The sequence below is a fragment of the Gilliamella sp. X-57 genome (assembly GCF_057063565.1).
On the sequence record NZ_JBXSQI010000016.1, the window covers coordinates 1 to 25634 of the forward strand.

Consider the following 25634-nt stretch of genomic DNA (forward strand, 5'->3'; position numbering starts at 1 on the left):
TCAGAAGTGAAACGCCGTAGTGCCGATGGTAGTGTGGGTATTACCCATGTGAGAGTAGGGGGCCGCCAGACTTTTAAATTTGAGAGAGAGCCCAGCAGTGATGCTGGGCTTTTTTGCTTTTAATTATTTTATTTATAAAGAAATAATTGAATTCTGTATTAAGGATCATTTATAGTTTATAGATAGAATTTTTAGAAAATCTTTGGTTAGTAGTAACATTTATATTAATTGATATGATAATAAACATTAAAAAGAATAAAAATTAATCAATTAAAGGGCATATTTATCCTATTTGTATTATTTTTTTATTTATTTATTACTGTATGTATGAAACAATTCAGTTATATAGGAATAAATTTTTTGAGGTAGTCAGTGATCGATAATGATGGCTACCGTCCAAATGTAGGAATAGTTATTTGTAACAGGTATGGTCAAGTACTTTGGGCTCGTCGTTATGGGCAAAATTCTTGGCAATTTCCTCAGGGCGGAATAAAACAAAGCGAAACGCCTGAGCAGGCAATGTTTCGTGAATTAAACGAAGAAGTTGGTTTATTATCAAAAGATGTGAAAATTTTATCCGTTACTAATGGTTGGTTGCGATATAAGTTACCAAAAAGGATGATCCGTTGGGAAAATCAACCAGTTTGTATCGGACAAAAGCAAAAGTGGTTCTTATTAGAATTAATATCTGATGCATCGGCAATTAATCTCAATATGTCTTCAACTCCTGAATTTGATGATTGGAAATGGGTCAGTTATTGGTATCCTATTCGCCAGGTTATTGCATTTAAGCGGGATGTCTATAGAAAGGCAATGAAAGAATTTTCTTTACCTGTGTTTGCTATACAGTCCGAAATAGTGGCGCCAATAACGAATCTTCCTAAAAAGAAACGATTTAATTTCTTTGCTCATAAACGAAAAAATAAAAAGCGTATTAAAAAATGAATCAATATTTACAATTTCCTAACTTCGATCCAATAGCTTTCTCCATTGGTCCTATATCGCTTCATTGGTATGGCGCAATGTATTTGTTTGGTGTGCTGGGCGCTCTTTATTTGGCTAAGCGTCGAGCAAATAAGCCAAATAGTCAATGGACCTCACAGCAGGTTGAAAATTTATTATTCTGGGGATTTCTAGGTCTTTTTATTGGAGGACGGTTAGGTTACGTTTTCTTCTATAACCTTAGTACTTTTATTAAAGATCCTGTAATTTTATTTAAAGTCTGGGAAGGTGGCATGTCTTTCCATGGTGGTTTAATTGGTGCTATTTGTGTTATTGCTATTTTTGCTAAAAAGACAAACAAAACCTTTCTACAAGTAGGTGATTTTGTTGCTCCTCTTGTACCGATTGGCTTGATGTTTGGGCGTTTTGGTAATTTTATTAATGGAGAACTTTGGGGAAGAGTTACTAATTCGTCTATTGGCATGTTATTTCCAACTTCATCACATGCCGATTTTATGTTTGTTCAGGCTCATCCTGAATGGTTTTCACTTTACGCTCAATTAAATGGCATTTTACCAAGGCATCCATCACAACTTTATGAAATGATGTTTGAAGGTATTGTACTATTTATTATCTTAAATATTTTTATCCGAAAGCCAAGGCCGATGGGGGCAGTTTCTGGAGTATTTTTACTTTGTTATGGTTTATTTAGATTTGTTATAGAATTCTTTCGACAACCAGATGAACAACTCGGTTTATTTTTAAATATTATCAGTATGGGACAAATTTTATGTCTACCAATGATTATTGGGGGAATTTTGATACTGTTATATACATATAGATTGCATAAGAAGGCAAAAACAAGATGAAACAATATTTAGCATTAATGCAAAAAATTTTAGCTGAAGGCACTCCTAAGTCAGATCGAACGGGTACTGGTACACTATCTGTTTTTGGGCATCAAATGCGCTTTAATTTGCAAGATGGTTTTCCTCTTGTTACAACTAAAAAATGTCATTTACGTTCAATTATTCATGAATTGCTTTGGTTTTTGAAGGGTGATACGAATATTAAGTATTTACAAGATAATAAGGTTACTATTTGGGATGAGTGGGCTGATGAAGATGGTGAGCTTGGTCCTGTTTATGGAAAACAGTGGCGAGCATGGGAGGCTTCTGATGGTCGTCAAATAGATCAGATTTCGCAATTAATTGAGCAAATTAAAAATGATCCTAATTCTAGACGTATGATTGTTTCTGCTTGGAATGTTGGAGAATTAGATCAAATGGCATTAGCACCATGCCATGCTCTTTTCCAATTTTATGTTGCAAATGGCAAACTTTCTTGCCAACTTTATCAACGTTCTTGTGATGTATTTTTAGGACTACCATTTAATATTGCCAGTTATTCGTTGTTACTTCACATGATTGCACAGCAATGTGAATTACAAGTAGGTGAATTCGTGTGGACTGGTGGAGATACACATATTTATTCCAATCATATGGAACAAACCCATTTACAATTAAGCCGTGAACCAAGAGCATTACCCAAGTTAGTAATTAAACGTAAACCTTCAACAATTTTTGATTATGTATTTGAAGATTTTGAAATTGTTGGTTATGATCCGCATCCTGCAATCAAAGCCCCTGTTGCGGTTTGATCTTTTGTGAAAAACTTTCAGGAAAATATGTGTTTTAGTATAAAACAAGGAAGTTCTAAGAACCGATCATAATGAGTAATTCTCATTATTCACTATGATCTGCTATTTTAAATATAAATCGATTCTAACTTTTGTTACTGAATGATGATATAAAGTTGTTAGTTAACCCTGTTGATTTTTCTGCCCCTAAAATCAGGATATAGTATATAATAATCAACTTTATTATTAACAATAACTTGATCTTAATATGAGTCAAAATCAAGAAATTCGTCCTATCTTTACTAAATGCTTACTGCACCCTCGTTATTGGTTAACATGGTTTGGTATCGGTATTTTGTATTTAATTCTACTGTTGCCATACCCAATTATTTATCAATTGGGGAAAGGATTGGGTTTACTTTCAATGAAATTAATTGGCAAACGCAAAGAAACGGCGAGCCAAAACCTTAAACTTTGTTTTCCTGAAAAAACACAACAAGAACGTGACCAGATGTTACGTGAAAATTTTATCTCGACCGGTTTGGCCATTTTTGAGACAGGTATGGCTTGGTTTTGGTCAGATAAACGGCTTGCCAAGCGCGTTTCTATTGTTGGCGACTGCCATATTAAAAAGGTACAACAATCAGGTCAAGGCGTTCTGCTCATAGGTATTCATTTTTTAACATTAGAGTTAGGTGCACGTATTTTAGGAATGAGCCATCCAGGTGTGGGTGTTTATCGACCAAATGATAATCCCGTAATGGATTATGTTCAGCTTAAAGGTCGACTTAAGTCAAACAAATATATGTTAGACCGTCATAATACAAAGGGTATGATCCGAGCACTAAAAAATGGTGAATTGCTTTGGTATGCACCGGATCATGATTATGGCCCTAAAAATAGTGTATTTGCACCTCTATTTTCAGTAGAAAAAGCCGCAACAACCGTTGGTACACGCATATTAGTTAAATTAGGTCAGCCTGCTATTATCCCATTTACACCTAAGCGTGAAAAAAATGGACATTACACAGTTTATGTGACTTCCGAGCTTAAAGGCTATCCAATAGATGATGATGTACATGCTGCTACTTTTATGAACAAAGCTATTGAACAAGAAATTTTAAAAGCACCTGAACAATATATGTGGTTACATCGACGATTTAAAACTCGGCCAAAAGGGGAAGCACCTTTATATACCGATAATGTTCAATCTGATTGATGTGATTGTTTCTTATTATGGTGGTTTAATAAATTTAATATACAATTATGCAAAAATTAAATAAGATCGTTTTATATTGTCGTTGTGGGTTTGAAAAAGAATGTGCTGCTGAAATCACAGATAGAGCCGTGCAAAGAGAAATATATGGTTTTGCTAAAGTTAAAGAAAACAGTGGTCATGTTGTTTTTGAATGCTATCAAGATGGAGATGCACAATTATTAATAAAAGATTTGGCTTTTCGTACATTAATTTTTGCCAGACAAATGTTTGTATCGGGTGATTTATTAACAGATTTGCCGAATAATGATCGTATCTCTCCCATTATTGATGCATTATCTGGCACTATAGATAAAGCTGGGGATCTGCGTGTAGAGGTCGCTGATACTAATGATGGCAAGGCACTTTCCAGTTTTTGTCGTAAATTTACAGTTCCTCTTCGTCAGGCATTACGAACTAAACGTATTTTATTAAAAGTTGCAAATCCATCAAAACCCGTTATTCACTTATTTTTTATCAATAGTAATAGTTGTTATGTCGGTTATTCGCTGAGTCAAAATAATTCACCTTTTTATATGGGGATTCCAAGGCTAAAATTTCCAACCGATGCACCAAGCCGTTCTACGTTAAAATTAGAAGAAGCCTTTCATATTTTTATTCCTTATGAAGAATGGGATGAACGATTAAAAGGTGGTTTGAATGCGGTTGACTTGGGCGCTTGTCCTGGAGGTTGGACTTATCAGCTAGTAAAAAGAAGCATGATGGTTTATGCCATTGATAATGGACCGATGAATGAGAAACTGATGGAAACAGGACAAGTTAAACATTATCGTGAAGATGGCTTCAAATTTGCACCTAAAAAGAATAATATTTACTGGTTGGTTTGTGATATGGTTGAAAAACCGGCTAAAGTAACAGATTTAATAGCCAAGTGGCTAATTAATGGTTGGTGTAGAGAGACTATTTTTAATCTGAAATTACCAATGAAAAAACGTTATGAAGAAGTAAAACAAAGTTTACAATTACTAAACGACGAATTAAATAATAAAAAAATTAATGTACAAATTCAGGCTAAACAGCTTTATCATGATCGAGAAGAAGTGACCGTTCATGTGCAACGAATTTGGGGATAATAACTTACAAGAGAATGGCTATGAATTTAAAACACTCCTTTTATGCTATGTTAATAATGCCGATATTTGCATTTTTGGTAGGATGTACTTTTGAAACGTCAAAGGAATCACTTAACTTTGATAATAAACAAAATTCTAATTATTATCTATTACAAGCAGATAATAGTTCTGGTTCAATTAAAGTTAATTGGCAATTATTAGCTGTTCGCGCTTTAATAAAAGAAAATAAATTTTCGCAAGCAAATGCGTTATTATCAAGTTTACCTCTTAATCTCAATAGTGAACAGCAAAAAGAAAAATTATTGTCAGAAGGTGAAATTGCGGTAAAAAAAAGACAATCATTTGACCTTAATAAATTTGCTATTTCAGATTTGAATAACTCACAGCTATATCGTTATTATACGATTAAATTAGGTTTGGATATAAATAGTAAAGATATTAATGCTCAAGCTCATGATTATCTTCAATTAGAAAAATATGTGACAGAAGCCGAAAAAAGGCAATTATTAAATAATACATGGAATTTTTTCCGTAAGTTAAAATCTGATAAAATCAGTAAAGTTTTAGTTGGTGAAAATGAAGCAATATTACAAGGCTGGGTTGACTTAGCTTATACTTATCAAAATAATAGCAAAGCAATTGTTTCGCAAGATGATGATACTCCAGACACAATTGCAGCAAAATCTGAAAATCAAAAACAGTTATTAAAAAAAGCTGTCAACAACTGGGCTACACAATATCCAGATCACCCAGCTAAAGAGATTATTTCGATATTGACCGGTGAACAAACACTTTCTGCTGATGCTAATGCAAAAAAGGTTGCTTTATTGTTACCATTAAATGGTTCTTCACATATATTTGGTGAAACTATTCGTCAAGGCTACATCAGTGCCTCAAAGTTTTTTCCACAAGAACCGCAACAAAATGTGATTGTACTTGATACAACTAGTGCACCTATGGATACTTTAATCCAGCGAGCACAGGAACAGAATGTGGAATTAATTGTAGGACCTTTATTAAAAAATGAAGTTACTAGAATAAAAGAACTAGCACCCGCTATTCCTGTGTTAGCCTTGAACAAAGTTGATAATACGACCACTTCAGCTAATAAAATGTGTTTTTTTGCGTTATCGCCTGAAGATGAAGCAAAAGATGCAGCAGACCATATTTATTCTCAAAATAAAGTTAAACCATTATTATTAGTACCCCAAAGTGATTTGGGGCGACGTGTTGCACAAAGTTTTGCTACACAGTGGTCACAATTGTCGGCAAATGCTTCACAGGCTTACGTGCAATATTTTGGCAATACTACAACACTAAGTGCCAACATGAATCATAATATAGGTATTAACCTTGCAGGTAGTCCTATCTCGATTGATGAGACACCAACAGAGGGAATGTCATCCGCTGGCTTTGATGCTATTTATGTTTATTCTTCATATGATGAATTGACATTGATAAAACCCATGCTTGATATGGGAGCGAATAAGACAATTGGTAATTCATCTGCTGTCATGCTTTATTCAAGTTCAAAAAGTCATGTAGCTAACGCCTCTAATGATTTTAATTATGATATGAATAAAACTGAATATGCAGAAATTCCTATGGTTATGAATCAAAAGGATAATACAAATATACCAAGCAATGTTCAGAAAGATTATTCATTAATGCGTCTATATGCAATGGGCGTTGATGCATGGAGACTTGCAAATCGTTTTAATCAGCTTAATTCCTATCAACTTAATTTTTTAGATGGTATGACAGGTAAACTATCCACAAGCGATCAATGTGAAGTAACTCGCTCACTCTCTTGGCAGCAATATATTTATGGCGATGCTAAATCAGATTCAAAGAGCCAGTAAAAAACAAATTGGTGAGTGTTATGAAAATATTGCTCGCCAATATCTACTTAAGCAGGGGCTTATACTTCTTGCTCATAATATCCAATTTCGCTTTGGTGAACTCGATTTAATTATGTTAGACAATAAATGTCTTGTTTTTATTGAAGTACGTTATCGAAAAAATGCAAATTTTGGTGATGCTGAAATGACCGTGACATTAAATAAACAAAATAAAATCAAACAGGCGGCTCAACTATGGATGATAGAGCAAAATTTAAATATTGAGGACACAGAGTTTAGATTTGATGTTTTTGCTATTACTGGTAAAAGCAAAAAGTGGATTATTAATGCATTTTAATTTTAGGTGAAAAAGCGTGCAAGATTTAATTAAAAATTATTTTACTGAAAGTATTCAAACTCAAATTGTTATGGCTGAATCGCTTGGTTATTCTATTGAAAAGGCAGCAAATATTATTGTTGAGAGTTTACTTAACGGCAACAAGATTATGAGTTGTGGTAATGGTTCATCCGCTGCTAATGTACAAAGTTTTACTTCACGTTTAATTACCAGTATTAATATCGAAAGACCAAGTATTCCAGCAATAGCTTTAGTCTCAGACAATGTTTTATTAAGTGCTATAGCTAATCATGAGGAAATTTATGCCCGCCAAATTCAAGCATTAGGTCAGCAAAGTGATGTTTTAATCATAGCAACTTGCCAAGGCAATAGTCGAGCCATCATTCGCGCGGTTCAAGAAGCGGTAATTAAGGATATGAAAATCGTTGCATTAACCGCTTTTGATGGCGGTGAAGTTATTGGTTTACTTGGGCAAAATGATATTGAAATAAGGGTTCCATCTTATAAAAAAGTGATGGCTTACGAAATGCATGCCATGATTTTAAATTGCTTATGTCAATTAATTGAAAATACGTTGTTTATTCATAGCGAATAAGTTGAAATAAAAATAGTTTAGTTCTGCATTCATAGTGATTTTATGCTATAATTATCAACTATTTTGAAGACTTAAATTAATAAGAGAACATGGTGTTATGACCGAATTAGCCAAAGAAATAACTCCCGTTAATATTGAAGATGAATTAAAATCCTCTTATCTTGATTATGCAATGTCTGTTATTGTTGGGCGTGCTTTACCTGATGTGCGTGATGGGTTAAAACCTGTTCACAGACGTGTTTTATTTGCTATGCATGAAGCGGGATATGATTGGAATAAACCTTATCGAAAATCTGCTCGTGTTGTTGGGGATGTTATCGGTAAATACCACCCACATGGTGATTCTGCTGTTTATGACACAATTGTGCGTATGGCTCAACCATTTTCATTGCGCTATATGTTGGTTGATGGTCAAGGAAATTTTGGTTCTGTTGATGGTGATTCAGCTGCAGCAATGCGTTATACCGAAATTCGGATGCAAAAATTTGCTGGAGCGTTATTGACTGATCTTGATAAGGAAACAGTTGATTTTTCACCTAACTATGATGGATCAGAAATGATCCCCGATGTATTACCGACTCGTATTCCAAATTTATTAATTAATGGCTCTTCAGGGATTGCGGTTGGTATGGCAACGAATATCCCACCTCATAATCTTGCTGAAGTGATTAATGGCTGTCTTGCTTTTATTGAAGATGAAAATATTTCAATTGATGGTTTAATGGAACATATCCATGGTCCAGACTTCCCGACCGCAGCACTCATTAATGGGCGTAAAGGTATTGAAAATGCTTATCGTACTGGTCGTGGTATTATTTATATTCGTTCTAAAGCCACAATAGAAGTTGATGACCATTCCGGACGAGAAACTATCATTGTTAACGAAATTCCATATCAAGTTAATAAGAAAAAATTAATCGAGAAGATTGCAGAATTAGTCAAAGATAAGAAAGTAGAAGGGATTTCGGCATTACGCGATGAGTCAGATAAAGATGGTATGCGTATTGTTATCGAAATCAAACGAGATGCTGTCGGTGAAGTTGTATTAAATAACCTTTTCTCATTGACGCAATTACAAGTTTCATTTGGCATCAATATGGTGGCGTTACATAAAGGCCAACCGAAACTATTAAACTTACGTGAAATGATTGAAGCCTTTGTACTTCATCGCCGTGAAGTAGTCACTCGCCGAACCATATATGAATTACGTAAAGCACGTGAACGTGCTCATGTATTAGAAGGTTTGGCGATAGCGCTTGCTAATATCGATCCAGTTATAGAATTAATTCGTTCTGCATCAACGCCTAGTGAAGCTAAAACAAAATTATTAGCGCAAGCTTGGCAGCTAGGTCATGTTGCAGCTATGCTAGAAAAATCTGGTAATGATGCGGCTCGTCCAGAAGATTTAGCGCCAGAATTTGGCATTCGTGAGGGGCACTATTATTTATCTGAAGCTCAAGCTCAAGCCATTTTAGATCTTCGCTTACATCGACTGACAGGACTTGAGCACGAAAAAATTCTTGATGAATATAAAGAATTACTTGTGCAAATTGGTGAATTATTACATATCTTGGCTAGTTCAGAAAGATTAATGGAGGTGATTCGTGAAGAGCTTGAAGCTGTTCGAGATCAGTTCCAAGATGTGAGAAAAACTGAAATTACTGCAAGTAGTGCAGATATTAATATTGAAGACCTTATTGCGCAAGAAGATGTCGTTGTCACACTTTCTCATCAAGGCTATGTAAAATATCAACCGCTTTCTGATTATGAAGCTCAACGTCGTGGTGGTAAAGGTAAATCTGCAACTAAAATTAAAGAAGAAGACTTTGTCGAAAAATTATTGGTAGCAAATACCCATGATACGATTCTTTGCTTTTCAAGTCGTGGTCGTTTATATTGGATGAAAGTCTATCAGTTACCTGAAGCCAGCCGTGGATCACGTGGGCGTCCAATTATCAATTTATTACCGCTTGAGGCGGGTGAGCGTATTACTGCGATTCTACCTGTTCGAGAATTTGATGATGAACATTGCGTATTTATGGCAACAGCGCAAGGTACCGTTAAGAAAACGTCTTTAATTGAATTCAGCCGACCTCGTAGTGGCGGTATTATTGCGATTAATCTACGTGATGATGATGAATTAATCGGTGTGGATTTAACTAACAACGACCATTTAGCTGCTACTGATGATGAAGATCTGAATGATGATGCCACTATTGATGAAGGTGAAGATGAGGATAATGAAGTCGCCGAGAGCTCTAATACAGAGGATATTATGCTGTTTTCTGCCAATGGTAAAGTTGTTCGATTCCCAGCTAATAAAGTTCGCTGTATGGGGCGAACTGCCGCAGGTGTTCGAGGTATAAAACTTGATAGTGATGATAAAGTGGTTTCATTAATTGTACCTCGAGGTAATGGTGCAATTCTAACTGCAACTCAAAATGGTTATGGTAAACGTACACAACAAGAGCTATACCCGACAAAATCAAGGGCAACGAAAGGCGTTATATCTATTAAGGTTAGTGAGCGAAATGGCTCAGTTGTTGGCGCTGTACAAGTTGATGAGACTGATCAAATTATGTTAATTACGGATGCGGGTACATTAGTTCGTACTCGTGTTTCAGAAGTGAGTGTTGTTGGTCGAAATACTCAAGGTGTTATGCTTATTCGAACTGCCGAAAGCGAAAAAGTTGTGGGATTACAGCGAATTGCCGAAACAGAAGATGAAGATGGTGAATCTGAATTATTGTCACTAAGTGAAGAACGGAGTGATTCAGAACATGAATCTGAAGAATAATTTTTAATTATTTAAAAGGATTAGTTAAGTATAGCTAATCCTTTTTTATTTAGAATAATCTCGAAAAGGAATAGTATTTGATGTCATTTTCTATAAAAAAAATCTTAACAAATCTTGCATGGCAAATTTTGATAGCTTTGATGTTAGGGGTTGCAGTAGGCGCTTATTTATTTGAACTTTCAGTTCCAAGTCATCCATTACATTCATATTACCAATTTTCAATAGTGAATATATTTCAACCTGCAGGCGATATCTTTATTCGATTAATTAAAATGATTGTGCTGCCAATTATACTGAGCACATTAACGCTAGGTATTGCAGGTATTGGTGGTTCTAAACGATTAGGGACATTAGGTTTTAAAACAATTCTCTATTTTGAAATTATTACAACGATTGCTATTTTATTAGGTCTTTTTTGGGGTAATATTTTTGCACCAGGCGCAGGGATTGATTCCTCCACACTAGCAACGGCAGATATTAGTAAGTATACCCAAGCCGCTGAAGAATTAAGTGGCAAGCCTCATGGTTTAATTGTCATGATTCTTGATATGATTCCTGCCAATATCTTTAAAGCTATGACTGATGGTGCTGTTTTACCTGTCATTTTCTTCTGTGTCTTTTTTGGTTTAGGCTTAATGTCTTTACCAGATAAACAACGCGAACCATTTGTATTCTTCTTAAAAGTAGTGTCTGACACTATGTTTAAAGTCACTAATATGATCATGCGTTATGCGCCTGTGGGGGTATTTGCACTAATTACTGTAACGGTGGCCAAATATGGATTTGCATCTCTACTTCCTTTACTTAAATTAATTTTAACCGTCTATTCAGCAATGATTGTTTTTACATTAGTGGTCTTAGGACTTGTTTGTAAACTTTGCCAATTTAATATTTTTACATTATTGAAAATATTAAAAGAAGAATTGGTTATTGCATTTTCGACCGCAAGTTCAGAAACAGCATTACCTAAAATCATTGAAAAGATGGAAGCTTATGGTGCTCCAAAATCGATAACGAGCTTTGTTATTCCGACAGGTTATTCATTTAATCTTGATGGTTCAACACTTTATCAAAGTATTACGGTAATCTTTTTAGCACAGTTATTCCAGATAGATTTAACTATTTTAGATCAGATTATTATTGTCATCACTTTGATGATAGCATCAAAAGGGATTGCTGGTGTACCAGGCGCTTCAATTCTTGTTTTATCTGCAACGCTTGGTAGTGTAGGTATTCCTCTTGAAGGGATTGGTTATATTATGGGAGTTGAACGTATTTTAGATATGGGCAGAACGGTCGTTAATGTGGTAGGTAATGCATTAGCAGCGATTGTTATTGCACGTTGGGAACATGCTTTTGACGATAAAAAAGCAAGAGCTTATGAACAGCAATATTTGAAATAAAACTACTGCTGTCTTTTAGCAAGCTTCAGGTTAAAAACTGGAGCTTTTTTATTGCTTAGTGCACTCACTAGAGCGATATCAATTAACAAAATATGCGGGTATGTTGTGTGTTAAAAAGGTATAAAAAACCCAGCATAAGCTGGGTTTTTTATTAATTTGTCTAAAACTATTTAATTTTAGCTTCTTTATAAATAACATGCTGACGAACAACAGGATCGTATTTTTTGATCTCCATTTTTTCAGGCATAGTTCTCTTATTTTTGCTAGTGGTATAAAAATGACCTGTACCAGCAGAAGAAACTAATCTAATTTTTTCGCGCACACCTTTTGCCATGATATTGTTTCCTTATTAGTACTTTTCACCACGGGCACGAAGTTCAGCTAAAACCGCATCAATACCCTTTTTATCGATAGTACGCATACCTTTAGCAGATACACGCAATTTTACAAAACGTTTTTCACTCTCAATCCAGAAACGGTGAGTTTGAAGATTTGGTAGAAAACGACGTTTAGTAGCATTCATCGCATGAGAACGATTATTTCCTACTAAAGGACCTTTTCCTGTTACTTGGCATACTCGTGACATGTCAATAATTCTCCGAAATTTCAATGCTTAAGCCTTGGGCGTAATATGTTAATGGAATTAACCTCGTCAGGCTTTTAGTTTGCTGCAGTTCTATCTGAGAAGCAGTCTAACCTCTCACACTACACCCATAATAATGAGGTAGCGAAGTATACGCTGTTATACGCAATTTCTCAAGCATTATCTTATTTTGGTGTAAAAATAGGCGAATTACCTAAATGAATATTAACGAATAGATAACCATTATTGCTATAAAACTATTATTCTATAGTTAGGGTTATCTTAGTTAAATACAAAAACTGTTTAATTTTATAATAAATATGTTTTAATACTATTGATTATAGATTTTATCTATTAGGTCTAATTTTCTAACTTTCAAGGAGATTGTATGAACCCGTTCACGCCATATAGTATATACGGTATTATCGGTTATCCTTTAGGACATAGTATGAGCCCCCTTATTCATACTACATCATTTCAGGATTACGGTATTCCCTCAGTTTTAGTTCCTTTTGCTACGCCACCAGAAGATATTTCAACCTTATTCAAATCTGTAAGATTATTAAACATTCGAGGATTGTGTGTCACAATTCCGCATAAGCAAACGATTATTCCCTATTTAGATAAAGTGACTGAGCATGTAAAAAAAGCCGGTGCTGCTAATTTAGTTTATTGGGAGGGTGATAAGCTTTGTGGTGACAACACCGATATTGTTGGTTTTATGCAACCTCTTGAACAGAAGAAATTACCAGCTGAATATAAAAAAGTTTTATTACTAGGAGCTGGCGGTGCGGCACGCGCTGCGGTTGTCGGATTGCAGGATCTTGGTTATACCGATATTACCGTGACCGACATAGCGAGTGACTTACCCAAAGCATTAGCTAAAGAATTTAATCTTAAAATAGTTGCTTGGGAAGAACGTAGTCAAGTTGAAGCGCAAATTATTATTAACTCTACCCCCTTGGGTATGCAAGGCAAGTTTGAAGATCAGACACCTTATGAACAAGCTTGGTTTAAAGGGAAAGGATTAGCTTATGATATTGTTTATACACCATATAATACACGATTTAGACAAGAGGCTGAAAAAGCTGGCTGGGAATCTATTTCAGGGCGTGAAATGTTTATAGGGCAAGCAAATGCACAATTTAAAATTTGGACAGGAAAAGATCTTTCCGATAGGGCAAAACAAGCTGTAATAGATACTTTAGCTGAAAAATAAAAATTGAAAATAGAACATACATTTCATTAAAGTGAATGAGATGTATGTTAAATAAAATTAGATAGTTACTTTTAAAATAAGTCATATTATTAAAAGGAGTATTTATGACAAACTTAGAATTGCAAGCTTATCGTCGTTTTCTGATGCTAAAAGTATCAGAAGCTAGCCAATATATTGGTAAAACGGATGCTAAAACATGGCATGATTGGGAGAGCGGTACTATACCCGTGCCTGAGTTTGTTGAAATAACAATGCAAAAGCTGAAAAAGCTTCGCAATGATAAAATTAATATTATTATCAATAGTATCAATGATCGTGTTGGCAGTAATACAATACGCTACTTTATGACGTATGAAGAATTTAAAAAAGTGAATTCTGATCTAGACGTGGTGCAATGGCGGTTACATCAATCAATCGCCACAGAGCTTTATTTTCGTGGTTTAGAAAAACTATGTTAATTGACTTTATCAAGATGACTTTTGGAGCCTAAAAGGCTTTTTTATAACCTTAGTAAATAATTATTTACAAAAAATCTTATCGGAATTTAATTTAATTATTTAAAAGATAAAAATTTTTTATTATTTCTATAATATGTAAAAAATATATTGCAAAAATAAGAGTGAATCACTAGCATGGTTAATATATTCTGTAAATCTGAAAAAAATAGAACCCGATATGAATAAAACAATTTTTTTAGTTGGTGCAAGGGCAGCAGGTAAAACAACAATGGGAAAAATGTTAGCAAATAAGCTATCGTTTTCTTTTATTGATACCGATAGCCATTTGTTTGAAACTACTCAAAAAACAGTGGCTGAAATTGTTGAACAAGAAGGTTGGGAAGGATTTAGAGCAAGAGAAAGCCAAGTGCTTGTTGATACAACTAAACCCAATCGTGTCATTGCCACTGGTGGAGGCATGGTATTAGCTGAGCATAACCGCGATTTTATGAAACAAAATGGCACGGTTATCTTTTTATCTGCGTCAGCGGCAACGCTAGCTGCTCGTTTAATGAAAGATCCGAATGTTGCTCAAAGACCCTCGTTAACGGGCTTATCTATTGCTGATGAAATAGATAAGGTATTAGCTGAAAGACTACCTTTATATCATGATGCTGCTCACTATGTGGTGAATGTTGATCAAGATGAAAGCTTGATCCTAGCTAAAATGCTTGAAATGCTGAATTTAAGTTTTTTATCAGATACCACTTAAAAAGTGGTATTTTTATTGGTATAGACAACAATAAAATTTAATAAAAATTCTATATAATTTTAATTTTCTGTCAGATTTTTACTATTTTTTAGGAATAAAAAAAGATAAAAGCCAAGTAACAAATCTAAACTTACTTTTTCCGCTTAATATTGATACATATATATTGAATAGAACTAAAGTGTTATGTTTTACATATGGAGTATGACAAATGGAAAATCGAAAGGTCAATTCTTATGGAATTGTTGGATCTATTTATGCCAACTATATTATTCAAAGTATTGCGCTAATTGTGATTATGCAATTTTCTCAAGCGCTTTCAAAGCAACTAAATACTGATATAGTTGGGCTTGGTTATGTTGCATCAGGCATAGGAATTGGCAAAATCTTTTTAATGTTCGTTGGTGGGGTGCTATCAGATAAATTTGGTAGAAAGTTATTTATTTATCTAGGTATGATTTGTTACGCCATTTTTTTTATAGGGATAATTTTTTGTACCAACATTCATATAGCTTTTTGTTTAGCGATTGCCGTGGGAGCGGGTAATTCTTTTTTAGATACAGGTTCTATGCCTGCCTTAACTGAATGCTTTCCTGGATCTGCGAGCTCTGCGAGTGTCCTTATAAAAGCTTTTATTTCCATCGGAACGCTAGTTCTACCTTTTATTGTTACTTTTTTTGATACCAACAAAATATGGTATGGTTGGGCGTTTCTCGGTTTTACTGCTTATTTAATCATTAACAGTTTATTATTATTACCTCAACAATTCCCACATAAAGATACGACAATTAAAGGTTGTGAAGGTTCAGTAAACTATTTTACAGGTAATCCTCGATTTGAATTTGAAGGTATTTTACTGATTATCATGGGATTTACTACAACAGCAACATTTGTCATTATTTTACAATGGTTGCCAACTATCGCTATTAAAGGTGTTAATATGAGCTATATCGATGCAAAACAACTGATCAGCTATTATAGTACCGCATCCATTATTTCGGTATTTGTTACAGCATTTGTGGTTAAACGTTTCTTAAAACCAATATTTTGTATTATTATTCTGCCTGCTTTGTCTGCCTTAGTATTAATTGTGTTTTATTTCAATATTTCACCCGTCATGTGTGTCATTGCCGCAATTGGCGTAGGATTAACTGCTGCAGGTGGCGTGTTACAGTTGACTTTGGTTGTAATGCAACAACTGTTCCCAACTCGTAAAGGTCTTGCAGTTGGTTGTATGTATACATTTAGTGGACTATCGTTTGTTGTCATTCCGCGAATAGTGCCCAAATTGGCGATGCTTAACGTCAGTTACGCTATTTTAATTGATATTTTTATTGCGGCATCAAGTGTTGTACTTGGTTCAATTGTTTTTTATCGTTTTAAAAAAGTGATTGATTTAACAAAAATATAGATCATAACTTTAATAATTTTCAAAAAAATTAATTGATAAGGAAAGAAAAATATATAGGCAAGTTAGTTTGTCTATATATGTAAGCATCTCACCATCGTTAGTACAAAAACCACATCGCAAATTACGTTGCGTGTTTTAGTTTTATATCCAATTGGGGACCATATTATTTATATGCTTAGTGGGGCTTGCCGTGCTATAAATCGTCAACGATTCTTCGGTTTCCATTCTTGCTTACTCGTGGTTGTTAAAAAGATATAAATATACTACTTTATTTTGGTACGATTAAATTGTTCAGTATACTCTATTGATAAAGGGGCTGGGAAGAATGGAATCTATGATTACATTGGATAATTTTATCCATTTTGCAAAAAATGTCTCGGTGAGATCTGATTCGTTATTCACACATAATCTTAATGAAGCCCCTTATTATTCAGTGAGCTTATTAAGATAGTAAATAATTTGCATGAAATATTAGTGCTGTTTACTGAATTTGAGCTATGATTGTCATGGATAGATAAAAAAAATTAACGTTTTATCAAAGACAAGAGATAGAGCGATGATATCATAAAGAAAAAATAACCGTCACAGATTCCCACAAAGCAATTTTTGATAACGCTTTATGAGCTTTAGTGGATTATTTTTATAATAAAATGAAAACACAGAGGTATTTTCTGCGCATTATGCACTCTTTTCGTCTATAGCATGAGTTGACGGTTGAGCGTGATGAGCATTGTTAATTTGAATTGAGATATTATTTGGTGACTGCTGATTATATTTACTTTTATAGATGCAATTAGCATAATCAACCATACCGCTAGTTAGAAAAATGTCTAGAATCCATCCAATACCGAACAAACCTAAAGTAAATAACCAAATAAAACCTGAAATCCATTTACCGCAGTACATTCGATGGATTCCCCAAAAACCGAAAATATCATTTCTCGAAATAAAATAAAACTAATTTTTATACTCAAACATCTAGTTACCTGAAACTTTTTGACAAAAATTTCAAAATCACACTAGCCCCAAAAAACTCTAAAACATCTAAACTAAAAAACAGAAACTATCATATAAATGCTTTATTTTTTAAAGTTACAAAATAAAATAAATAATATCAATTACATAGATGAAGTGTTTTTAATAAAAATAACAACTATTATGGAATACCTATATAATAATACAATAAATAAACCCGCTGATTTAAAGCGGGTTTATTTTTTAATTTAAAATAATAGTTAAACTTCTAAGTAATCTAAGATTCCTTCTGCCGCTTTGCGCCCTTCACTAATCGCCGTTACCACTAAATCTGATCCCCGAACAGCATCGCCACCGGCAAAGATTTTAGCATTACTAGTTTGGTAGCCATTAGCTTCTGGAGCAATGATTCGACCTTGCGCATCAAAATCAACACCTTGTTCTTCCAACCAAGGCATAGCATGTGGTTTAAACCCAAATGCCATCACGACAGCATCGGCAGGTAGGACAAATTCTGAACCTTCAATCATGACTGGTGAACGTCGACCTTTTGCATCGGGTTTTCCAAGCTCTGTACAGGCCATTTTTACGCCTGTCACTTGCCCAGTGCTGTTAATTTCAATGCTTAGTGGCTGTACATTAAATTGAAACTGTGCGCCTTCTTCTTTGGCATTTTTTACTTCTCGCTTTGAGCCTGGCATATTGGCTTCGTCCCGGCGATAAGCACAAGTGACTTCGGTAGCGCCTTGACGAATCGAGGTTCGTACACAGTCCATTGCAGTATCACCACCACCAAGCACAACCACACGTTTATTTTTCATGTCAATGTAAGGTGTATCTTGGGTTTGTTGATGTTGCATGAGGTGCTTGGTATTGGCAATTAAAAATGGCAGTGCATCGTAAACACCATTAGCATCTTCGTTCTCAAGCCCTGCTCGCATTGATTGATAAGTACCTGCACCAACAAATACGGCATCAAATTCATTGATTATGTCAGCTAATTGAACGGTTTTGCCTACTTCAGTATTTAGCCTGAATTCAATACCCATTTCGGTAAAAATGCGACGTCGGTTAATGAGTACTTCTTTGTCCAATTTGAAAGCGGGGATACCAAATGTCAGTAATCCGCCAATTTCAGGGTGGCGATCAAACACCACAGGTGTTACACCATTGCGCACTAAGACATCAGCACATGCAAGGCCTGCTGGGCCTGCACCAATAATAGCGACTTTTAACCCTGTTTGTTCGACATTCGATAGGTTGGGTTTCCACCCCATTTTAAAGGCTTCATCAGTAATATAACGTTCAATATTTCCAATGGTAACCGCACCAAATTCGGCATTTAAAGTGCAAGAGCCTTCACAAAGACGATCTTGTGGACAGACTCGACCACAAACTTCGGGCAGGCTGTTGGTTTGGTGCGAGAGTTCTACCGCTTCTATAATTTTACCTTCGTTAACCAGTTTTAACCAATTGGGAATATAGTTATGTACAGGGCAGCGCCATTCACAATAAGGATTACCACAAGCCAGACAACGATCGGCTTGTGCTTGTGATTGCGAAGCAGAAAAGCCCTCATAAATTTCAACAAATTCAATTTTGCGGATGTTTAACGATTTTTTAGGCGGATCAACACGTTGTAAATCGATAAACTGATAAACATTTTGACTCATTTTCGTGTTCTCCTTACTGTGCTTGAACGTGCAGTTCTGTCGATGAGCGACTGCGATGTCCAAGTAATGCTTTGACATCACTGGATTTTGGTTTGACTAGGGCAAATTGCTTAGCAAAATTGTCCCAATTAGCCAAAATATTTTCGGCTCGTGATGAGTGGGTTAGTTGAGCATGTTCCATAATTAAACCGCGAAGGTGTTCTTCATGAATGGCGTAATTTGCGACGTTTAGCATTTCGACCAGTTCTTTATTGATGCGTTTGTGTAGTTCGCCATCTTCATCTAAGATATAAGCAAACCCACCAGTCATACCAGCACCGAAGTTAACCCCCGTTTTTCCAAGTATACAAACAATACCGCCTGTCATATATTCACATCCATTATCACCAATGCCTTCAACAACGCTGATGGCACCGGAATTACGTACGGCAAATCGTTCACCTGCTCGGCCTGCGGCAAATAATTTGCCACCTGTTGCGCCGTATAAGCAGGTGTTGCCCGCGATGGTCGCTTCATGACTTAAAAATGCCGAGCCTTGCGGTGGGCGAATGACAATGCGTCCACCAGCCATGCCTTTACCAACATAGTCGTTGGCATCGCCAGTTAGGGTTAGATCTACACCACCAGCATTCCATACACCAAAACTTTGCCCCGCCGTGCCGTTGAAGTTTAGCGAGATCGGATCGGTGACTAAGCCTTGATCGCCATATTTTTTGGCAATATAGCCTGATAGGCTTGTGCCAACCGAGCGATCAGTGTTTTGAATGTCAAAATAGAAGCTTTTGCTTTGACGGTTATCAACAAATTGTTGTGCTTGTGTGAGGATCTCTTTATTGAGTACCCCTTTATCAAATGGTTTGTTATCTTCTATGCAGTAAACCGGTTTACCTTCAAGCGGGGTAGCGGTTTTTAGCAGTCCAGATAGATCCAGTTTTTGTTGTTTTGCCGTGATGCCGTCAAGTTCTAATAATAAATCAGTTCGTCCGATTAAATCGACAATTCGACTTACGCCTAGTTCTGCCATCACTTCTCGTGTATTACGTGCAATAAAGCGGAAGTAGTTCATGGCTTTTTCAGGCAGGCCATGATAGTGCTCGCTACGTAATTTTTCATCTTGTGTTGCAACACCTGTTGCACAGTTATTAAGGTGACAAATACGGAGATATTTACAACCCAAAGCGACCATTGGACCGGTTCCAAATCCGAAGCTTTCTGCCCCTAAAATGGCTGCTTTGACAATATCGGTACCGGTTTTTAATCCACCGTCAACTTGTAGACGGATTTTGTGGCGTAACCCATTGGCGACTAAGGATTGTTGTGTTTCAACCAGACCAAGTTCCCAAGGTGAACCGGCATATTTGACTGACGTTAATGGGCTAGCACCGGTTCCCCCGTCATAACCAGAAATGGTGATGAGATCAGCATAAGCTTTAGCAACACCGGTTGCAATGGTTCCAACCCCGGGTTCAGATACTAATTTGACCGAAATCATTGCGTTAGGGTTAATCTGTTTAAGGTCAAAAATAAGTTGTGCCAAGTCCTCAATTGAATAGATGTCGTGATGAGGCGGCGGCGAAATCAATGTGACACCGGGTACCGAAAAACGTAATTTTGCTATATACGGTGTGACTTTATCACCAGGTAGCTGACCACCTTCACCTGGTTTTGCTCCTTGTGCGACTTTAATTTGAATAACATCAGCACTCATTAAGTAACTTGGCGTTACGCCAAAACGGCCTGATGCAACTTGTTTTATGCGTGAAACTTTTATGGTGTTGTAGCGTGCTGGATCTTCACCGCCTTCACCTGAATTGGAGAAACCACCGAGTGTATTCATGGCTTCGGCAAGCGATTCGTGCGCTTCAGGGCTCAGCGCACCAATTGACATAGCTGCTGAGTCAAATCGTTTGTATAGCGATTCTTCAGGTTCGACTTGTTCCAGTGGAATAGCTGCATCTTTAGGTGGATTGAGCCTTAATAAATCACGTAATGTGGCAATAGGGCGATTATTGACGATATCAGCATAACGTTTGTAATCGTCATAATTGCCATTATTGACCGCTTTTTGTAGTGACTGTACCACATCAGGGTTATAGGCATGATATTCGCCACCATGGACAAATTTAAGTAGTCCACCTTGTTCTAATGGTTTTCTTTTTAACCATGCACTTTTCGATAAGTTAAATTGGTCTTGCGTAAAATCATCAAAATTAGCGCCACTAATACGACTAGTGACACCTTGGAAACAAAGTTCAACCACATCCTTATGTAATCCAACCGCTTCAAACAATTTTGAGCAGCGGTAAGAGGCAACGGTTGATATCCCCATTTTAGACATGATTTTATATAGGCCTTTGTTAATTCCATTACGGTAATTAAGAATTGCTTCACGATAAGATTTATTTATCGTGCCATTATCGACCATTTGACCTAAGGTTTCATACGCTAAGTAAGGGTAAATTGCTGTTGCTCCAAAACCAAGCAGCACTGCAAATTGATGTGGGTCACGACAACTTGCGGTTTCAACAATGATATTGGCATCACAACGTAAATTCTTTTCAACTAAGCGCTGTTGTACAGCACCAACCGCCATTGGTGCCGGAATTGGTAAGCGATCGGCCGTGATGTTTTTATCTGATAAAATCAGTAATACTGTGCCATTACGAACTTTTGCCTCGGCATCACCACATAATTGTTCAATGGCATCACGTAAGCTGCCATCAATGTCATAGGTGATGTCTAATGTTTCTGATTTGTAGTAACGCGATTCTAACGCGGTTAATTGTTGTAAATCAGAATAAACTAAAACTGGATATTTAAATGCCACACGATGCGCTTGACCTTCTGCTTCGGCAAATACATTCATTTCTCGGCCGATGCTGGTTGAAAGTGACATAACATGCGCTTCACGTAGTGGATCGATAGGCGGATTTGTGACCTGTGCAAATTTTTGGCGGAAATAATCATAAATTAAACGAGGTCTACTTGATAATACAGCAAATGGAGTATCATCACCCATTGATCCGGTGGCTTCTTGGCCATTTTCACCGAGTACACGAATGCACTGGTCAAGCTCTTCAGCGCTATAACCAAACTGTTTTTGATAAGTTGCAAGTAACGTATCGTCGTAATTGCGTGAACCAATGTTATCATCAGGTAGGTTTTCAAATGGTATTAGCTGTTTAACATTTTTTGCCATCCATTCTTTATAAGGATGACGTTTTTGTAAATCGTTGTCTGTTTCAGACGATTGTAATATGCGACCTTCTTCGGTATCGATAACTAATAATTCACCTGGGCCAACACGACCTTTAGTGACGACTTCATCAGGTTGATAGTCCCAAATACCAATTTCAGAGGCACAGGTAATAAGTTTGTCTGTCGTTATTACATAACGTGCAGGACGTAATCCATTACGGTCTAAATTACATGCCGCATAACGTCCATCTGACATCACAATACCCGCAGGTCCATCCCAAGGCTCCATATGCATTGAGTTGAAATCGAAAAAGGCACGCAGGTCTTCGTTCATGTCAGGATTATTTTGCCAAGCAGGAGGAACAAGCAGGCGCATAGCTCGTACAATATCCATTCCACCAACAAGGAATAGCTCTAGCATGTTATCTAATGAACTCGAATCAGATCCAGTGACATTAACAAACGGTGCGGCATCTTGTAAGTCTGGAATGAGTGGCGTTTTAAATTTGTATGAGCGCGCTTTTGCCCATTGGCGGTTACCTTCTATGGTATTAATTTCACCATTATGCGCCAGATGTCGAAAAGGTTGCGCTAATGGCCAACGTGGCACGGTATTAGTTGAGAACCGTTGATGGAATAAACAAATAGCCGTTTCCATGCGAATATCAGCCAAATCTAAATAGAATCGAGGTAAATCTTTAGGCATACATAAGCCTTTATAGATATTGACCTGATTGGAGAAGCTGCAAACGTAAAATGTATCGTCTTTCACCCGTTTTTCTATTCGACGACGCACCATATATAAACGACGCTCTAAATCGATTTTTGTCCAACCGGCTGGGGCGTTGACAAACACTTGTTCTATTTTGGGTAGTGATGATAATGCAATTTCGCCCAGTACGCTTTTATCAATCGGTACTTCGCGCCAACCTAGAATAGATAAGGTTTCTTCAGCAAGTTCTTGTTCAACAATATCACGGCTAGCTTGTGCTTCTTTTTCGTCTTGGCTTAAAAATAGCATACCAACGGCATAATTGGTCGCTAATCGCCAACCTGCATCTTGTGCTACTAATCTAAAAAAACGGTCGGGTTTTTGCAATAAAAGACCACAACCGTCGCCAGTTTTTCCATCAGATAAAATGGCGCCACGGTGTTGCATTCTGGCTAAACCGTGAATTGCTGTACGCACCACTTTATGACTTGGTTGCCCTTCAATGTGAGCAATTAGCCCAAATCCGCAGTTATCTTTTTCATGATGCTGGTTATATAACATATCATTGCCTCTAATTCATCGCTTTTATAATTTGAGAAGGTATAGGCATTAATCCCATATTAGGTGTGAAGTTAATTAAAAATCAGTTTTTGGTCAAATAAATATTACTTATAACTTAATTTTTTGATAACTAAGACTAAACTTATTAATAAAACTAATAAGAGGCAGTTCTAGATGAACTCAATATAGTGATTATGTAGTGAAAAAAGGAAGGATGTTAATGATGGTAATTTATTGTCAATTTTTGTAAATAAGTTTAATAAACGGTGTACTTTTAAGTGATAATCTTATGCTGTATTTTACAAAAAGTATGAATTAGGCTTGCTAAATAACTGATTGAATCTTTCAAAATTAAATTTGTTTAAAACTGATTATTTAAAAAAATTAATCAACACTCTCAATTTGTACTTAATGCGCTGATTATTGATATCACTCATTTTTTTCTTTATATCAACCTTACATAAGTTCTACTCTTAGCAATGCAATGTTCAAAAAACACGCTTGCAAAAGTCGTTAATTAGGTGTTTAATTAAGCAGCAAATTCTTCTAATTAGGAGAGTTGAATTAAAAAAAAGCAGTAATTAACGACTCAATTAACTAAATAATATCTCAAAACAATAAAGAAATTTTAGGGAAAGTTATTATGAAATATTTTGCTTGGTCCATTTCGCTTTTAGTTGGGCTTATGAGCTTAGGGCAAGAGATGCTATGGTTTAGAATAGTGAGCTTTATTTTGGGTGGGGCTCCTTTTGCTTTTGCTCTGGTATTGTTTTTCTTTCTATTAGGCATTGCCTTTGGAGCAAATAGAGGTAAGGCTATTTGTGCTCGTTATTCTAACCTATTCTTCGCTGGTGGGACGGTTTTAATTTTTGCTGGTTTTATTGATATATCGATCCCATTGATTATCCAATACATACCTCAAAAAAGTGCTATAGGAGAATTGTTAGGTATATGTTGTATTTTAATATTCGTCGTTGCTGCTTTAAAGGCAATATTATTTCCGATCGTACATCATTTAGGTACGAATATTTCCAATGGGAAAGTAGGTGCATCTGTATCTAAAGTCTATTTCTTTAATATTGTTGGCTCAACGCTTGGTAGTTTATTAATTGGAGGCATTCTTCTTGATTATATCTCTATTTCATCTATGTTTATTCTAATTGGTATCGCTTGTATTTTATTAGGCGCGTTGATGATAGTGAAAAAATCGATGATTTCTGTCATCGCTGTTGTTATGCTTGGTAGCTGTTGCTTTTATTTAGTGAATAAACACTCGGATTATATGTTTAGAAATGCGTTTGAACAAGGAATATCTATCAATTCTTATATTGAAAATCGTTACGGTGTAATCCATATCGTCAATGACGATAGGGATGGTAGAAAAAATATTGTATTAGGTAATAAGATGTATGATGGGATATTAAATATCGATCCTGATATCGATATAAATGATCTAAATCGGCTTTACTTATTATCGGCAACCCATCCAAATCCTAAAAAAGCGCTAGTTATTGGTGTGAGCGGTGGTGCATGGACTCGTGCCTTATCAAGTTTTCCAACATTAGAAACCATTGATGCCATTGAAATCAATAAAGGGTATCTGGATATTATTAAACAATACCCTATTGTTTCGCCAATATTAAACGATCCTAAAATTAATATTTATATTGATGACGGACGGCGTTGGCTTAAACGAAATAGTGACAAAAAATATGATTTAATCATTATGAATACCACTTACCATTGGCGTTCAGGCGCAACCAATTTATTATCACAAGAGATGATGAAATTAGTAAAAAATTCATTAAATCCTAATGGTATTCTGGCTTTTAATAGTACTCGATCTCCTGATACATTAAAAACAGCACAATCGGTATTTAAATATGCCTATTGGGGAACACTTGGCTTTATTTATGCCTCCGATTCAATGATTAAACTTGATGAAGTTGTTGCTAAAGAGCGTCTTGATAAGTTAGTTTTAGATGGTAAACCTTTGTTTAATAAAGAATCCAAACAAATTGAAAATGGCGCTTATAAAAAAACATTAGCGACAAAACTATTAAGCTTAGACGAAGTTGAAAAATTTTATCATTTAGGGAGAGATACGGAAATCATTACCGATAGCAACATGATAACAGAATATAAATACGGACTTTTGGGAAATAAATAAGG

At 35.8% G+C, this 25634-nt stretch carries 20 protein-coding genes; 15 read left to right on the plus strand and 5 right to left on the minus strand.

Annotated features, from left to right (window positions below; genetic code table 11):
• Positions 1 to 372 precede the first annotated feature (372 nt).
• The 10 genes from rppH (at position 373) to gltP (ending at position 11924) form a co-directional block, all read left to right on the plus strand.
• On the plus strand, positions 373 to 945 hold the full coding sequence (gene rppH / locus ACYIAL_RS08460; RefSeq protein WP_174797882.1) for an RNA pyrophosphohydrolase: 573 nt from the start codon (positions 373 to 375) through the stop codon (positions 943 to 945).
• A complete protein-coding gene (gene lgt, locus ACYIAL_RS08465; protein ID WP_174797881.1) occupies positions 942 to 1811 on the plus strand; it encodes a prolipoprotein diacylglyceryl transferase in 870 nt (289 codons plus the stop codon). The genes rppH and lgt overlap by 4 nt, the downstream gene beginning before the upstream one ends.
• Positions 1808 to 2602 carry a thymidylate synthase gene (gene thyA, locus ACYIAL_RS08470; protein WP_174797880.1) on the plus strand — a complete coding sequence of 265 codons (795 nt, stop codon included), beginning with the start codon at positions 1808 to 1810 and terminating at the stop codon, positions 2600 to 2602. Before lgt ends, thyA begins: the two co-directional genes overlap by 4 nt.
• A gap of 247 nt (positions 2603 to 2849) precedes the next feature.
• Entirely contained in the window at positions 2850 to 3800 is a 951-nt protein-coding gene (gene lpxL, locus ACYIAL_RS08475) for an LpxL/LpxP family Kdo(2)-lipid IV(A) lauroyl/palmitoleoyl acyltransferase (RefSeq protein ID WP_174797879.1), read from the plus strand.
• A gap of 47 nt (positions 3801 to 3847) precedes the next feature.
• Positions 3848 to 4930 (plus strand): 23S rRNA (cytidine(2498)-2'-O)-methyltransferase RlmM, encoded by a 1083-nt coding sequence (rlmM, locus tag ACYIAL_RS08480; protein ID WP_174797878.1) that lies wholly within the window; start codon positions 3848 to 3850, stop codon positions 4928 to 4930.
• 20 nt (positions 4931 to 4950) lie between these two features.
• Complete coding sequence (locus ACYIAL_RS08485) at positions 4951 to 6792, plus strand: penicillin-binding protein activator (protein ID WP_174797877.1); 1842 nt, start codon at positions 4951 to 4953, stop codon at positions 6790 to 6792.
• On the plus strand, positions 6758 to 7129 hold the full coding sequence (locus ACYIAL_RS08490; protein ID WP_202985011.1) for a YraN family protein: 372 nt from the start codon (positions 6758 to 6760) through the stop codon (positions 7127 to 7129). The genes ACYIAL_RS08485 and ACYIAL_RS08490 overlap by 35 nt, the downstream gene beginning before the upstream one ends.
• Before the next feature lie 16 nt (positions 7130 to 7145).
• Complete coding sequence (locus ACYIAL_RS08495) at positions 7146 to 7724, plus strand: SIS domain-containing protein (RefSeq protein WP_160403447.1); 579 nt, start codon at positions 7146 to 7148, stop codon at positions 7722 to 7724.
• A gap of 97 nt (positions 7725 to 7821) precedes the next feature.
• On the plus strand, positions 7822 to 10521 hold the full coding sequence (gyrA, locus tag ACYIAL_RS08500) for a DNA topoisomerase (ATP-hydrolyzing) subunit A (protein ID WP_174797876.1): 2700 nt from the start codon (positions 7822 to 7824) through the stop codon (positions 10519 to 10521).
• A 92-nt stretch (positions 10522 to 10613) separates the two neighbouring features.
• Positions 10614 to 11924 carry a glutamate/aspartate:proton symporter GltP gene (gene gltP, locus ACYIAL_RS08505; RefSeq protein ID WP_174797887.1) on the plus strand — a complete coding sequence of 437 codons (1311 nt, stop codon included), beginning with the start codon at positions 10614 to 10616 and terminating at the stop codon, positions 11922 to 11924.
• Positions 11925 to 12090: 166 nt separating this feature from the next.
• Here gltP and rpmG read toward each other — a convergent pair whose 3' ends face one another.
• Positions 12091 to 12258, minus strand: coding sequence for a 50S ribosomal protein L33 (gene rpmG / locus ACYIAL_RS08510; RefSeq protein WP_025314526.1), 168 nt, complete (start codon positions 12256 to 12258; stop codon positions 12091 to 12093).
• 15 nt (positions 12259 to 12273) lie between these two features.
• Entirely contained in the window at positions 12274 to 12510 is a 237-nt protein-coding gene (gene rpmB, locus ACYIAL_RS08515; protein ID WP_034884345.1) for a 50S ribosomal protein L28, read from the minus strand.
• A 385-nt stretch (positions 12511 to 12895) separates the two neighbouring features.
• Here rpmB and aroE point away from each other — a divergent pair, with 385 nt between their 5' ends.
• From aroE to ACYIAL_RS08535, 4 genes are all read left to right on the plus strand, one after another.
• Positions 12896 to 13726: a shikimate dehydrogenase gene (gene aroE, locus ACYIAL_RS08520; RefSeq protein ID WP_483748136.1), complete on the plus strand. Its 831-nt coding sequence runs from the start codon at positions 12896 to 12898 to the stop codon at positions 13724 to 13726.
• A gap of 104 nt (positions 13727 to 13830) precedes the next feature.
• Positions 13831 to 14184, plus strand: a complete 354-nt coding sequence (locus ACYIAL_RS08525) for an Aca2/YdiL-like domain-containing protein (protein WP_160431985.1) — start codon at positions 13831 to 13833, stop codon at positions 14182 to 14184.
• Positions 14185 to 14401: 217 nt separating this feature from the next.
• The gene (gene aroL, locus ACYIAL_RS08530; RefSeq protein ID WP_483751441.1) at positions 14402 to 14935 is read left to right on the plus strand and encodes a shikimate kinase AroL; all 534 of its coding nucleotides are present in this window, start codon (positions 14402 to 14404) and stop codon (positions 14933 to 14935) included.
• A 208-nt stretch (positions 14936 to 15143) separates the two neighbouring features.
• On the plus strand, positions 15144 to 16343 hold the full coding sequence (locus tag ACYIAL_RS08535; RefSeq protein WP_174797873.1) for an MFS transporter: 1200 nt from the start codon (positions 15144 to 15146) through the stop codon (positions 16341 to 16343).
• Positions 16344 to 17021: 678 nt separating this feature from the next.
• Here ACYIAL_RS08535 and ACYIAL_RS08540 read toward each other — a convergent pair.
• From ACYIAL_RS08540 to gltB, 3 genes are all read right to left on the minus strand, one after another.
• Positions 17022 to 17291 carry an NINE protein gene (locus ACYIAL_RS08540; protein ID WP_483748155.1) on the minus strand — a complete coding sequence of 90 codons (270 nt, stop codon included), beginning with the start codon at positions 17289 to 17291 and terminating at the stop codon, positions 17022 to 17024.
• 287 nt (positions 17292 to 17578) lie between these two features.
• Entirely contained in the window at positions 17579 to 18991 is a 1413-nt protein-coding gene (locus ACYIAL_RS08545; protein ID WP_174797871.1) for an FAD-dependent oxidoreductase, read from the minus strand.
• 13 nt (positions 18992 to 19004) lie between these two features.
• On the minus strand, positions 19005 to 23462 hold the full coding sequence (gene gltB, locus ACYIAL_RS08550) for a glutamate synthase large subunit (RefSeq protein ID WP_174797870.1): 4458 nt from the start codon (positions 23460 to 23462) through the stop codon (positions 19005 to 19007).
• Positions 23463 to 24105: 643 nt separating this feature from the next.
• Between gltB and ACYIAL_RS08555 the strand changes: the two genes are divergently transcribed.
• On the plus strand, positions 24106 to 25632 hold the full coding sequence (locus ACYIAL_RS08555) for a fused MFS/spermidine synthase (protein ID WP_174797869.1): 1527 nt from the start codon (positions 24106 to 24108) through the stop codon (positions 25630 to 25632).
• Positions 25633 to 25634: the final 2 nt, after the last annotated feature.